At 62.0% G+C, this 13,258-nt stretch carries 10 protein-coding genes and 1 riboswitch; of the genes, 5 read left to right on the top strand and 5 right to left on the bottom strand.

Annotated features, from left to right (window positions below; genetic code table 11):
- Positions 1-275: 275 nt before the first annotated feature.
- The gene (locus A5483_RS10075) at positions 276-908 is read right to left on the bottom strand and encodes a SanA/YdcF family protein (RefSeq protein WP_042842798.1); all 633 of its coding nucleotides are present in this window, start codon (positions 906-908) and stop codon (positions 276-278) included.
- A gap of 249 nt (positions 909-1,157) precedes the next feature.
- Positions 1,158-2,840: a glucose-6-phosphate isomerase gene (gene pgi, locus A5483_RS10080; protein ID WP_002549060.1), complete on the bottom strand. Its 1,683-nt coding sequence runs from the start codon at positions 2,838-2,840 to the stop codon at positions 1,158-1,160.
- Between the two features lie 247 nt (positions 2,841-3,087).
- On the opposite strand from pgi, the gene A5483_RS10085 reads away from it, so the two are divergent.
- Positions 3,088-4,026 carry a hypothetical protein gene (locus tag A5483_RS10085; protein ID WP_042842799.1) on the top strand — a complete coding sequence of 313 codons (939 nt, stop codon included), beginning with the start codon at positions 3,088-3,090 and terminating at the stop codon, positions 4,024-4,026.
- Between the two features lie 51 nt (positions 4,027-4,077).
- Here A5483_RS10085 and A5483_RS10090 read toward each other — a convergent pair whose 3' ends face one another.
- Positions 4,078-4,743 (bottom strand): bifunctional 4-hydroxy-2-oxoglutarate aldolase/2-dehydro-3-deoxy-phosphogluconate aldolase, encoded by a 666-nt coding sequence (locus tag A5483_RS10090; RefSeq protein ID WP_002549197.1) that lies wholly within the window; start codon positions 4,741-4,743, stop codon positions 4,078-4,080.
- A gap of 167 nt (positions 4,744-4,910) precedes the next feature.
- Between A5483_RS10090 and A5483_RS10095 the strand changes: the two genes are divergently transcribed.
- Both A5483_RS10095 and A5483_RS10100 read left to right on the top strand, forming a co-directional pair.
- Positions 4,911-5,441, top strand: coding sequence for a Dps family protein (locus A5483_RS10095; protein WP_002549143.1), 531 nt, complete (start codon positions 4,911-4,913; stop codon positions 5,439-5,441).
- A gap of 152 nt (positions 5,442-5,593) precedes the next feature.
- On the top strand, positions 5,594-8,185 hold the full coding sequence (locus A5483_RS10100) for a DEAD/DEAH box helicase (RefSeq protein ID WP_002549064.1): 2,592 nt from the start codon (positions 5,594-5,596) through the stop codon (positions 8,183-8,185).
- Between the two features lie 10 nt (positions 8,186-8,195).
- Here the strand turns inward: A5483_RS10100 and A5483_RS10105 are convergent, their stop codons facing one another.
- Together A5483_RS10105 and A5483_RS10110 are read right to left on the bottom strand one after the other, a co-directional pair.
- Positions 8,196-8,711 carry a 4Fe-4S single cluster domain-containing protein gene (locus A5483_RS10105; RefSeq protein WP_063811756.1) on the bottom strand — a complete coding sequence of 172 codons (516 nt, stop codon included), beginning with the start codon at positions 8,709-8,711 and terminating at the stop codon, positions 8,196-8,198.
- On the bottom strand, positions 8,708-11,050 hold the full coding sequence (locus A5483_RS10110; RefSeq protein WP_063811757.1) for an anaerobic ribonucleoside triphosphate reductase: 2,343 nt from the start codon (positions 11,048-11,050) through the stop codon (positions 8,708-8,710). The genes A5483_RS10105 and A5483_RS10110 overlap by 4 nt, the downstream gene beginning before the upstream one ends.
- A gap of 77 nt (positions 11,051-11,127) precedes the next feature.
- Positions 11,128-11,340, bottom strand: a riboswitch (cobalamin riboswitch).
- 163 nt (positions 11,341-11,503) lie between these two features.
- Between A5483_RS10110 and A5483_RS10115 the strand changes: the two genes are divergently transcribed.
- A complete protein-coding gene (locus tag A5483_RS10115; protein ID WP_002549201.1) occupies positions 11,504-11,965 on the top strand; it encodes a YbhB/YbcL family Raf kinase inhibitor-like protein in 462 nt (153 codons plus the stop codon).
- A gap of 231 nt (positions 11,966-12,196) precedes the next feature.
- Complete coding sequence (locus A5483_RS10120) at positions 12,197-13,255, top strand: cutinase family protein (RefSeq protein ID WP_042842800.1); 1,059 nt, start codon at positions 12,197-12,199, stop codon at positions 13,253-13,255.
- Positions 13,256-13,258 lie beyond the last annotated feature (3 nt).

Consider the following 13,258-nt stretch of genomic DNA (forward strand, 5'->3'; position numbering starts at 1 on the left):
CCTACTACACACTAGGGCCACGTTGACACTTCACACCAGATACAGACCAGCACCAACGCTCCTGCGCGAACCATCAACCACACTGTCAACACCACCACAGTACCCCACTACCCCACCACCACGACACCCCCCAATCAGGGTGCCATCCGACGTCGCCTCAGTGCCTCGCCGTAGCCGAAGAGCTATCGGGAACGGGCCTGACCGCGATGGCAGTTTCCCTCCACCTCGGTCCAGCACATTTTTCTTGTCGCAACGGCCGACAAACTATCCCTGACTCATCGTGAGTTGAGGGCTTCGCGGACCCCGTCGTCGGTTCCTCCCAGAGTCGGTTCGCGGCGACTGACGACATCCCAGATCATTTTGAGCCGAGACCCGAATTCTCTCCCCAAGCCATACCACCACACGTCGTCGCGAGGTTGCCCGCGATCGGGGACGCCGACAGCGTCAAGCCCGGTCATCCGGCACGTTGCCAGCGCCCGCAGCTCGTGATACTCCTGCGTGACGAGGATGGCCGAGTGAACGCCAAAAATACGACGGGCCCGCACACACGTGTCGTAGGTGTCAAATCCGGCTCGATCTGGCACGATCTTAGATGCCGGAATACCTTTAACACGTACCAGGTATTTCTTCATAGCCCCGGGCTCGTCATAGTAGCGTGTCCGGTTATCTCCTGAGACAAGGATGACTTTAGTCCGGCCAGAAGAATACAGCGCGGCCGCAACGTCAAGGCGCGCCCTCAAATACGCCGACGGTTGACCCGACGGCAGTACCTGCGCCCCGAAGACGATGGTGACATCGTGAGGGGGGACGGAATCAACGTCGTAGACCCGGCCATGGGACAACACTCCAGTCAGCGCCCACGGCCCCAGCAGCGCGACGAGAGCGACAAAGCACGACGATGCAATCACGGCACGAGCTGGGTGTCGAATCTTCACACTCAACACCTTATATTCCCCGACCTAAGCATGACGATCAATATCGAGATAATCCATGACTTACTAGATACCAATCGTTACTTCTTCATTGCAGGGAGATAGAACATTGCATCATGACCATAGCCCGGAAGAAATCTTCACGACCTATGAAAGTACAGTTTTTCAATCCCTGGGCGTGGTGCTTGCCGGCATCGCTGCCGTCAAACACCACCCCAACTACGATCACCGACGATGCTCGCGATACCACGTCACCAGGGACGCCGTTGACGAATCCTGAGATTCCAGGGCCTTGTCGTCTCCACTCACCGCGGGAGCGATCTGTAGCGCGAGCTTTTTACCCAACTCGACACCCCACTGGTCGAAGGAGTCGATACCCCAGACGGCACCCTGCACAAAAGTGATGTGCTCATAGAGGGCAATAAGCTCACCAAGCACCTTCGGGGATAGCTCGGGAGCCATGATCGACGTCGTCGGGCGGTCGCCGGCAAAGACCCGAGCCGGCACAATGGCCTCGTCCGTGCCCTCGGCGCGCACCTCGTCGGCGGTCTTACCGAAAGCCAGGGCGGCCGTCTGGGCGAAAAAGTTACTCAGGAACAACTCGTGGACGTCAGTCTCGCCATCCTTGGTCGGATGGGCCGGGTTGGCCACCGCGATGAAATCTGCCGGAATGACGCGAGTCCCCTGGTGGATGAGCTGATAGAATGCGTGCTGACCGTTAGTGCCCGGCTCACCCCAGAAAATCTCACCGGTGCCGGTGGTCACTGCCGAGCCGTCCCAGCGCACCGACTTACCATTCGACTCCATAGTCAGCTGCTGCAAATAAGCCGGGAATCGGTGCAAGTACTGTGAATACGGAAGCACCGCATGGGAATGGGCATCCCAGAAATTGGTGTACCAGACGTTGAGCAGGCCCATAAGCAACGGCACATTGCGCTCTGGCTCGACGGTGGCGAAGTGCTCGTCGACGGCGTGAAATCCGGCCAGGAAGTCCTCGAAACCCTTCGGCCCGATCGCGACGGCAAGCGAAGTACCGACGGCGGAATCTACCGAGTACCGTCCGCCCACCCAGCTCCAGAACCCGAAAGCGTTCACTGGGTCGATGCCGAACTCCTCAACCTTGTCCAGGGCCGTCGAGACGGCGACGAAGTGCTTGGCGACGGCGTCACGTCGAGCCTGCTCGGTGTCGGCAATCGCACCGGCGCCGACCAGACCGTCAAGCAGCCACGCACGCACGCACCGGGCGTTCGTCAGGGTCTCCAGAGTGGTGAAGGTCTTGGAAGCAATAATGACCAGGGTCGTCTCGGGATCAAGATCAGCAGTCTTGACGGCGGCGTCGGTCGGGTCAATGTTGGAGATGAAGCGGCACTCCAGACCGTCCTGGACGTAAGGCTTGAGGGCCTCGTAGGCCATCACGGGGCCCAGATCGGAGCCACCAATACCCACATTGACGACAGTGCGAATCGGCTTGCCGGTGGCTCCCTTCCACTCACCCGAACGCACCTTGTCTGCAAAGGCGTAAATCTTGTCGAGCACCTCGTGAACCTCAGCAACGGCGTCCTGCCCGTCAACATGCAGCTCGTCAGTGCGGGGGCGACGCAGCGCGGTATGGAGGACGGCGCGGTCCTCGGTGACGTTGATGTGCTCACCGGCGTACATCGCGTCACGGCGCTCGGTGACGCGAGTTTGCGCAGCCAGTTCGAGTAGAGCGTCACGAATCTCGTCGGTAAGGAGGTTCTTCGACAAATCGACGTGCAAGTCCGCGACGTCAAGGGTGTAGCGCTCAGCGCGGTGAGGGTCGGCGTCGAACAAACGGCGCAGCTTATGCGGCCCGTCAACGAAGCGGGACTTCAGGCCGGAGAGTGTGCCCCATGCGGGGGTGGACGTAGCGTCGATGGGAGTCTGCATGACCCCAAGCCTAGGAGATAGGGCGACACTCGTGTCGTCAGCCATCGAGCCGCTTCGCCTATCATGTTCGCGATCGACCAAAGGAGGACGCGTGAGCGTGAAGTATCGCCGGGCTCTGGCCCTGACGTCGGTTCTCGTCATCTCGACGTCGATCCTGACCCCGCCGGTGTGCCCTACGCCCACGCCTCGGTCGGTTTCGGTGGCCCATGCTGCGCCCCCAGGAGCCCCGCCTCCTGGCGACCTGACGATGAGCGCGTCCCTCAGCCCGTCGGGCACCGTGCAGGTCAAAGGGGCATTGCGAACCCAAACCAAGCAACCGGTTTCAAGGGCCCTCATCAACCTGACGGTAGACGGAAAGCCCCTTGCCGTCGGCGTGACACACGACAACGGGGCGTGGTCTGGCACTTTCCGGTTATTTCCCGCTATGCACGCTGGTGCCCACGAGTTGTCCGCCACCTTCGACGGCGCCGAGGGGGTCGGGGCAGCCTCAACAAACGGCACCTTCTCAATCGCCGCCCAGCCGACTGTCCTCACCGCAGCCGTGAACCCGACGACCGCCACCCCGGGAGCATTACTCAACGTCAGCGGAACAGTAACCCTTCCCATTCACCGGCGGGTCGCCGACAGGCAAGTGGCGATTCTGCTCGGCACGGACGGCCAGGCGGCACTAACAACCCCCACCGACTCCCAGGGCAATTATCAAGCCGCGTTCCAGGTGCCGCTGGACGCCCCAAACGGCCCCCTCACGGTAACGGTCAAGCTGGTCGATTCTCGGTATGGAGTCTCGCAACGGACGGTAACGGTGCAGGTAAAACCGGCCAGCCCAAGTCCCAGCCCGGCTCCTACTCCAACACCTACCCCCTCCCCGACACCAACCAGCGTGACTCCCACCCCGACTCCGTCACCCAGCACCAACACCCCGGCCGCCACTAATGCCAGTGGGGAATCCCCAGACGGCCGGATCCCTCAGACATCGTCCAGTCCCGTTCCAATAGCGCAGCGCAGCGTCCTGGAAGCCTTCGGCGGGCGCAAGCCGGTTCTCACCCTCGCGGGAGTCATTGGGGTTCTGCTACTTGGTGCCCTCCTCGGCTCTTTGACCCGTCGGCGCGGCGGCAGCGACCGCTCCGGTAACGAGGGGGACGGCAACTCCCTCTTCGACGACTGGGATAGCCCGAACCGGCGCTAAAGATGCCAACGGGCGACGCACAATCCTAGAAACGATCAAATTCAGGCGCGATCAGGCGTCTGCATCGGCAACAACCTGCAAAACCGAACGGCAACGCTCACGCAGGGCTGAGACGATACCGTCGTCACAAGCATCCCCGACGAGGACGTCGTCAAGACAGACGGCAAGGGCACCTGCGGCCAGCCAGCGTCGCAGCGCATAGGAGCCGACGCCACCGCGCGGAATGAGGGCAGCCCCGGGAGCCATCCGGGTGAGAATATCGCCGTAGCTAGCCGAACCCATGTCGGCCGGGGCAACTTGGACGGCGTCAGCACCAGCACCCCAGGCAGCCCGTACCTCACTAGGGGTCAACGCATCGGGGGCGGCGGGGATACCAGCCTGACGCAGCGCATCGAGAACCTCACGGCTTGCGGCCACCGGGAGGGCGAAAGCGATCTTGTCGTCAGCGAGCCCCTGGACGTCTTCGACAGTCATCACGCCGTGGACACCAATGACGGCGCGACGGCGGTAAATCTTGAGCACGGCACGACGACGCTCAGCATCGGCAACTGGGAGGGTGAAAACGCGCACCTTCTCCTGAATCATCGCCTCAACAGGGGCCATGAGATTAGCGGCGGGAACGTCAGGAAGTACCGCGATAATCTTCGACGCCACCACTTCGTCGGGGAAAGACAGTCGATCGTCAATGCGGCCAGAATCGTCAACCTCTGCGCTCATAGGTCACATCATGCCCGATGCGGGCACCTAGCCGACACAAAGAGCGCCCAACACTCGACCACCCACATTTTTCGTACCTGGGATGGAATAACACAAGCCCGGCCCGTGTTGCCCTGTATGTACGCCGGTGGCCGGCGCTTGGCCACCACGAACGAAGGAGATGTCCCATGGCTAACACCGTGAATGTTCCGAATCCTGCTGGACAGACCACTACCAAGCTTGAGAATGCCGAGTCCGGTTTCAAAGCCTCCGAAACCCTCGCCGCGAACCTTCAAAAGGTTCTCGTTGACTTCATCGCGTTGGAGCTAGTCGGCAAGCATGCCCACTGGAATATCGTCGGCCCCAACTTCCGTGACCTCCACCTCAACCTCGACGAGGTCGTCGGGATTGCCCGTGAGGGTGCCGATGAGGTCGCTGAGCGTATGCGCGCCCTACACGCCTCCCCGGACGGTCGCCCCGCAGTGGTGGCCGCCAACAACACTCTGCCCGAATCCCCACACGGTGAAGTGCTGACCCACGACGCCATCAAGGTCATCACTGCCTCGATCGAGGCTGTGACCGGCACTATGCGTGAGGTCCATGATCAGATTGACGATGAGGACCCCACCTCCGCTGACATCCTGCACGGGTTCATCCAGCAGCTGGAGCAGCAGGCGTGGTTCATCAGCGCTGAAACTCGTACCCCCACTGCTCGCTGATTCAGCGGCCTAGACGCAATCCATCGTTCAACGCACTGCGGGTCCCGATCGCCTTGGGGCCCGCAGTGCGCATTTGCACCGCCAAACTCGTCGGAGGTCCCCACTACATTAGGCGCAGTCCCTCTTGAACCGTCCAACCCCAAGGAGACACCGTGCGACTGGCTGAGGCCCTTGACGACATAGTCGACGGTCGCGCCCCCGTCACCACCGACCGTGGGGAGCGTCAACCGGGCTGGGACTCCCCCGGGGCTCGTCCCCTCGACGCCGACATGGCACTAGACCACATCGAACGCGCCGTCGCCGCCGACTCCATCTCGATGTATGAACACCAGGAAGAGGCGATACTGGAAATCCTGTCGGGAAACCACGTCATCGTCACTACCCCGACCGGATCTGGGAAGTCCCTCATCGCCACCGCCGCCCACTTCGCGTGCGTTGCAGCCGGCGGACGCTCCTACTACACCGCGCCTATCAAAGCGCTCGTCAGCGAGAAGTTCTTTAGCTTGTGCGAGGTCTTCGGAGCCGCCAACGTCGGTATGGTCACCGGGGATGCCTCGGTCAACGCCGACGCCCCCATCATCTGCTGCACCGCCGAAATCCTCGCCAACATCGCTCTGCGCGAGGGCCATCACGCCATGGTCGACCAGATCGTCATGGATGAGTTCCATTTCATCGGCGACCCCGACCGCGGCTGGGCCTGGCAAGTGCCACTGTCTGAGCTTCCTCAGGCTCAACAAATCATTATGAGTGCCACCCTCGGTGACGTCTCCGACCTCTCCGCCAGCCTGACGACCGCCACCGGGCGCCCCACCAGCGTCATTACCGGGGTGGTCCGGCCCGTTCCGCTGGAATACTCGTGGTCCATGAAGCCCGACCACGAGGCCATCGAGGAACTCGTAGCCGAGCAGAAGGCGCCGGTTTACATCGTCCACCCTTCCCAAAAGCAGGCCGTGGAACGCGCCCAGTCCATGACGTCGATGAAACTGGTAAGCACCGAGGAACGTCACGCCATCGCCGCCGAAATCGCCGATTTCCATTTCGCCAAAGGGTTCGGATCGACGGTGCGCAAGTTCATCACCGCCGGGATCGGCGTCCACCATGCTGGGATGCTGCCAAAATACCGCCGCCTCGTCGAGACTCTCGCCCAGCAGGGCAAACTCAAAGTCATCTGCGGCACCGACACCCTCGGCGTCGGGATCAATGTGCCGATCCGAACCGTCATGTTCACATCCCTGACAAAGTTTGACGGCCGACGCACCCGCGTCCTCAAGTCCCGCGAGTTCCACCAAATCGCTGGGCGAGCTGGACGCGCCGGATTCGACACCGTCGGCTACGTCGTCGCGCAGGCACCCGAGCACGTCATCGCCAATCAGAAGGCCCTTGCCAAAGCCGGTGACGACCCCAAGAAGCGCCGCAAGGTACAGCGCCACAAGCCACCAGAGGGATTCGTCAACTACTCCGAGGAAACCTTCACTAAGCTCATCGAATCAACCCCGGAGACCCTCCATGCCCGCATGAAAATCACCGAGGCGATGCTGCTCAACCTGCTGCAACGTGACGAAGACACCGCGCGGGCCGTCCAGCACCTCATCGATGCTTGCACCCCGGTCGTCGCCGAGCGGCGCCGTCTCTACCGCCGAGCCGTGCAGATCGGGCTGTCCCTGCTGCGCTCCGAGGTCGTCCATCGCCTCGACGAACCCACCCCCGGGGGACGCCGATTTGCCATGAACGAGGCGCTGCAGGACGACTTCGCCCTCAACCAGCCGCTTTCGGCCTTCGCCAGCGAAGCCGTCGCGACCCTCGACCCGGATTCCCCTAGCCACGCTCTTGATGTCGTCAGTGTCATCGAAGCTACCCTCGACAACCCGATGACCGTCCTCATCGCTCAACAGCACGCCGCTCGCGGCGAGGCCATCGCGCGGATGAAGGAAGACGGCTACGACTACGAAGATCGCATGGCCGCCGTCGAGGAGATTGAGTGGCCCCGCCCCCTCGAGGACACCCTGAACGCCCTGTTCGACATCTTCGCCCCGAGCCACCCATGGGTCTGCGCCGACGCTCTGCAACCCAAGTCCGTGGTGCGTGACATGTACGAACGCGCCATGACTTTTGGCGAGTTCTGCGCACACTACAAGGTGCAACGCAGCGAGGGGCTCGTGCTGCGCTATCTCACTGACGCCTACCGGGCGCTGCGCCAGACAGTGCCCGAATCCGAGCGCACCGACGAACTCAGTGACGTCATCTCGTGGCTCGGCGAGGTTGTCCGCTCCACCGATTCCTCCCTCATTGACGAGTGGGAGGAACTTACCCATCCCCTCGACGAGGAAGCCGAGGAGGTCCGCCCGGTGCGCACCTTCACCTCCAATCAGCGAGCCTTCACCGTCATGGTGCGCAATGCGATGTTCCGCAAGGTCATCCTGGCTGCCGACGACGACTTCGAAGCCTTGGGAGCTCTCGAGCCCGAGGGCTCAGCCATGACGACCACCGCTTGGGAGGACACTCTCGGCGACTACTGGGACGAGCACGACGAGATCAACGACGGGTCTGACGCCCGCGCCCCGGGGCTCTTCATGATCGAAAACGAGTCGGGACGACGCGACCGCCGGATCTGGCTAGTTCGTCAGATTATCGACGACCCAGCCGGCAACCACGACTGGTCAATCACCGCGACCGTTGACCTTGACGAGTGTGACGACGCCGATGACCTGGTGCTGCGTACCAGAGCTTTCACTCGACAAGACTGACGTTCCCAGGTCACCGCACGCTGCCCGTTCTATCCACCCATTCCACCGCGTGTCCGGCCCGCAGGGTGGCAGGCATGTCGATCAACCGCTGGTTACTGCTACCCCGCCACGGCACGGTGAGGGTGCGGTGGGCCAGCTGGAAAGGGCCGTCAACCAAGACGTCAATTTGGCCCAGCATGTCGGCCAATTCGGCATCACAACGCGCTTGCCTTAGCAACGCTTCGACGGTGTATCCGGACCACGCCCAGACATCCCATTTAAGGTCGCGGGCAGCCCTGGCTAATCGTGCGCAGTCAGCAGGTTGGCGGCTCGCTTCGCCCCCGGACAGTGTCAGCCCCGAAGCCAGCACCGACGATCTCATGGCGTCGATGATCTCCTCGACGTCGACGTGGCGCCCCCCGCAGGGGTCCCAGGTGCCGGGGTTCTGGCACCCAGGACACTGCAGCGGGCATCCTTGGGCAAAGACCGTGAAGCGGATTCCGGGGCCGTCAACGATCGACTCCGATTCGATTCCGGCGATCCTCATCCGTGCTTGACGCGATCACGCACCTCGGCGCGTTTCGCGTCGTTAAAGCGGTCCAGTCCGCCAACAAGGTACCCGGTGATACGACGGATCCGGTCGAAGGGCCCGGACTCCTCACCACGGCCACACTTCGGGCACTCGTCGTCGATGATTCCTGTGTAGCCACACTGTGGATCGCGGTCGACAGGATGGTTGATCGACCCGTACCCAATTCCACTGGCAGCCATGTGACGCACGATCGCCTCGAAGGCGTCGACGTTGCGTGCCGGGTCCCCCGACAACTCGACGTAGGAGATGTGGCCGCCATTGGTGAAGGCGTGGTAGGGCGCCTCGATGGCGATCTTCTCGGCGGCGCCAATGTGGTACCAGACCGGCACATGGAAGCTGTTCGTGTAGTAGTCGCGATCAGTGACGCCGGGGATGGACCCGTAGCGCTGCCGATCCATTCGGACGAACCGCCCCGACAGCCCCTCGGCCGGGGTGGCCAGGGCAGAGAAGTTCAAGCCAGTGCGCTCGGCCGCCTCGTCCATGCGTTCCCGCAGGTGGCCGACGATCCGCAAGCCAAGCTGTTGCGCTTCTTCTGATTCACCGTGGTGGGCACCGATCAACGCCGTAAGCGTCTCGGCCAGCCCGATGAACCCCACCGACAGAGTCCCGTGTTTAAGCACCTCGGCGACGGAATCATCGGCACGCAGTTTCTCGGAATCGATCCATACCCCTTGGCCCATGAGGAAGGGGAAATTGCGCACCAACTTGTGAGATTGGATCTTGAGGCGCTCAAGGAGCTGGTCAATAACCAGATCAATCATCCGGTCGTAAGAAGCGAAGAAAGCATCGACGTCGTGATGGGCTTCGATGGCCAATCTGGGCAGGTTGATTGACGTGAACGACAGGTTCCCGCGCCCCCAGGTCTGGGCCCGGGACGGATCGTGCACGTTCGACATCACGCGAGTACGGCATCCCATGTAGGCGATTTCCGTCTCGGGGTGGCCGGGCTGATAGTACTCGGCGTTAAAGGGGGCATCCTGGAAGGAGAAGTTCGGGAAAAGCCGCTTGGCGCTCACCCGGCACGCCAACCGGAACAGGTCGTGATTGGGATCGCCCGGGTTGAGGTTGACCCCCTTCTGTACCCGGAAGATCTGGATCGGGAAGATCGCGGTTTCTCCCCCACCCAAGCCGGCTTCAGTGGCCTCTAACAGGCAGCGCATCGCCATCCGTGCTTCCGGGCTGGTATCAGTGCCGTAATTGATCGACGAAAACGGGGTCTGTGCTCCGGCCCGCGAGTTCATAGTGTTGAGGTTAGCGATGAGGGCCTCCATCGCCTGGTAAGTCTGGCGTCGGGTCTCCTCGACAGCCTGACGACGAATCCGCTGGGCAAGACGGTCGGTGTCGTCGACGAGTCCAGCAAAGAGTCGCCCGACCTGCTCACGCTCGACGGCCAGACCATCCTCGCCAGGTTCCAACGTCCATTCAGACGCTGCTTGCCGCACCTCGTCGACCTTGTCCTCGTCACCGCCAAGAACTTCGAAGAGCCTTGCCAGACCTGTCTGGGCGGCGCGCCTGAAGGTTTTGGCGACGCCCGGGGCCATATCCCGATCGAAGTTCGGCACCGCCTGACCACCGTGCTGGTCATTCTGATTGGACTGGATGGCGATGCAGGCCAGGGCCGCATAAGACCCAATGGACTGCGGGGCGCGCAGCACGCCGTGGCCGGTGGAGAACCCGTGCTCAAACAGGTTGGTGAGGTTGATCTGGCAGCAGGTGGTTGTCAGGGTAAGGAAGTCGAGATCGTGGATATGGATGTCACCGTCTCGGTGGGCTGCGGCGTGGGCAGGGTCAAGTACCTCCAGCAGATTGAACTGCTTGGCCGACTCGGTGCCATAGCGCAGCATTGACCCCATAGCAGAGTTGCCATCAACGTTGGCATTCTCCCGCTTGGCGTCGGCTTCCTCTGCGGAGGCGAAAGTGATCTCGCGCAAGGTGCGCATCAATGCCGACTGCTGATCACGGGCGACGGTACGACGCTGCCGGTACAAGATGTACGCCTTGGCGACATCGTCATACCCCTGATTCATGAGGGCCTTCTCGACGAGGTCCTGGATAGCCTCAACGTCGGGGATCTCCTCGCCCATCTCGCTCAGTCGCGACATCACCTCGAGGGCAACTTCAGACGCACGCAGTTCAGCGTCGTCAATCCCGCATGCCACGAATGCCCTACGAACAGCCTCGACGATCTTCGTCGAGTCGAAGCGGATTACTCTGCCGTCACGTTTGTGAATGGTCAGCGGTACTGCACGTTGCTGGCTAGTGGTCTGGTCGTTTGGCTGAACGATCGTCGACATGCTCACTCCTCGAAGCAGCGCACGAGTGGAGCATGGATAGCCCCGGGTCATCCCGCGCGCCCGTTGTCGTACCGGGTTCACCGACCCGGGTACTGGCAGGTATTCGGACTTCAGGGCCCTCCGTCATCAAACGGGTTCCTACCGAGCGACGCTTCCCAGCCGGATGGCCAGTGCGTGGTGTCGCCGTCGTTCCCTGTCACCGCTGCGGGGCAGTTCCGGCTTTCCACCGGATTCCCTCTTACCTCCCATCACTGACACCCGAAGGGTTAGCCCCTACATCTGGTAGCCGGCGATGAGAACCAGCACAAGATGAAGGATATACGCCCTGAGGGGCCAATCCTGCACGCAACCCCCCAAGTTGCCACAAAACAGCGCAGAACCAGGCTTTGCGAACCGGTTGTCCATCCTTATGACGACGGCTGGCATCATGGACACACGGAAAGGACACGACCTATGGAGATCACCAGCACATCCATCACCGAGGGGCAGCCCATCGAGCTGACGTACGCCCATGCCGATGCGGGCGGCAAGAACGTCAGCCCGCAGCTCAGTTGGACGCCCGGCCCGGCGGGTACCAAGTCGTACGCAATCACCATCTACGACCCTGACGCCCCCACTGGATCAGGTTTCTGGCACTGGATTCTCGCCGATATCCCGACCAACGTCACCTCCCTTGAGGAAGGCGGCCCGCTGCCCGCCGGGGTGCGCGAGTGGACCAACGATTACCAGGAGGACGGCTACTCCGGCGCCTGTCCTCCTCCCGGCCCCGCCCACCGTTACATCCACACTGTCCATGCCATACCCAGTGAGCACCTCGACATCCCCGACGACGCCGCAAACGTCCAGGTGCGCTTTGCCATCCACACCACCGAGCTGGACTGCGCATCGATCACCGGAACGTTCCAGCAGTCCTGAGTCATCCCGCATCGACAAGCAGGCGCCGCGGATGTCTGCGGCACCTGCTTGACTGATGCTGTGAAGCTTCGGCAGGCACTTCTCATTGTCCTTGTCCTGTTCGGTCTGGTCTCGTTGCCCCTTTCCGCCAGCGCTGCACCGCCAAGCCCCACTCCGACAACCACCAGCACCGCGTACGCCAGCGAGACCCCGACCCCACAGCCATCGGCTGAGGTGACCCCCGCAGCGGGTATGGGCTGGGATTCCGCCCCGGTATCCTCTGACATGGCCTCGAGAATGGACTGCGCCTCGGTCATGTTTGTAGGCGTGCGGGGGTCAGGAGAGACCCCTCCTTACGGCAACACGATTACGTCAATCCGTGATGCCCTAGCCCAAAAGTGGCGGGGCAAAGGAACCGTTCGTCAGGTGTATCTGGACTATCCAGCCGCAGACCCCCACACCCTGCAGGATGCATCCATGAGCGATCTACTTTTCGATGCGCAGATGCCATCCACTAAGTACTTCGACTCAGCAGCCCTGGGAGCCAAAAAACTCACCGCTTTGCTTAACGCCGAGAAGAAGCAGTGCCCTGCAGAATGGGTAGTTCTCGCTGGTTTTTCCCAAGGATCGCAAGCCATCACGCAGGCCCTCGCCCAGACCGACACCCCACAGCGTCTGGCAGGCGCCATCCTGGCCGGAAACCCCGACCATTACCCCGGCCAGAATGTCCAGGAGGTCAGCGGAGACGCCGAGCAGTCAGCAATTGGTATGTCCGCCATTCTTTACTACTTGCGTGAGCGTGCACATGCCACTCCGGGTGCCAATCGTGATGCCCAGATGCGGGCCATCATCCAGGCCACACTCAGTCTGAGCCAAAACTCCATCAACCAGAACGCCCTCGATGCCGACATGTCGAAGGCAGGAGCTGCAATTCCAGCAGAGGCGTACCCAGAAACGTATTCGGTGTGTCTGAAGGGTGACCCGGTCTGCGATACCGCACCGGCACTCACCGGCATCCTCACCTTGCAGTCGACCTGGCAGGACGAACTCAATCGGGGCCGTCCGATTCACCTGGGCTACACCCGCACAGTCATGGAAGGGTCGTTGGACCGCATTGCTCAACGAATTAACGCCATCGGTGCCGCTGAGGCAAAGGGAACTCCCCTGCCTCATGGATCGACGGTCACGGTGACGACTCGCGACTGGGGACCGCTTCAGATCGGGGTGGCTATTGCTGCCGGTGTTCTTGGACTCGTAGTGGGTTGGCTGCTAGGTGCCCGTCGGCGTCGTCAGCGCCGCCGTTGGCGCTGAAAG

It is taken from the genome of Cutibacterium namnetense (assembly GCF_001642025.1).
Classification (GTDB): Bacteria; Actinomycetota; Actinomycetes; order Propionibacteriales; family Propionibacteriaceae; genus Cutibacterium; species Cutibacterium namnetense.

What these genes read in the sequence shown, in the direction of transcription:
- pgi (WP_002549060.1), bottom strand. Translation starts at nt 2,840, where the DNA reads ATGCAGACTCCCATCGACGCTACGTCCACCCCCGCATGGGGCACACTC.
- A5483_RS10085 (WP_042842799.1), top strand. Translation starts at nt 3,088, where the DNA reads ATGAGCGCGTCCCTCAGCCCGTCGGGCACCGTGCAGGTCAAAGGGGCA.
- A5483_RS10090 (WP_002549197.1), bottom strand. Translation starts at nt 4,743, where the DNA reads ATGAGCGCAGAGGTTGACGATTCTGGCCGCATTGACGATCGACTGTCT.
- A5483_RS10095 (WP_002549143.1), top strand. Translation starts at nt 4,911, where the DNA reads ATGGCTAACACCGTGAATGTTCCGAATCCTGCTGGACAGACCACTACC.
- A5483_RS10105 (WP_063811756.1), bottom strand. Translation starts at nt 8,711, where the DNA reads ATGAGGATCGCCGGAATCGAATCGGAGTCGATCGTTGACGGCCCCGGA.
- A5483_RS10110 (WP_063811757.1), bottom strand. Translation starts at nt 11,050, where the DNA reads ATGTCGACGATCGTTCAGCCAAACGACCAGACCACTAGCCAGCAACGT.
- A5483_RS10115 (WP_002549201.1), top strand. Translation starts at nt 11,504, where the DNA reads ATGGAGATCACCAGCACATCCATCACCGAGGGGCAGCCCATCGAGCTG.
- A5483_RS10120 (WP_042842800.1), top strand. Translation starts at nt 12,197, where the DNA reads ATGGGCTGGGATTCCGCCCCGGTATCCTCTGACATGGCCTCGAGAATG.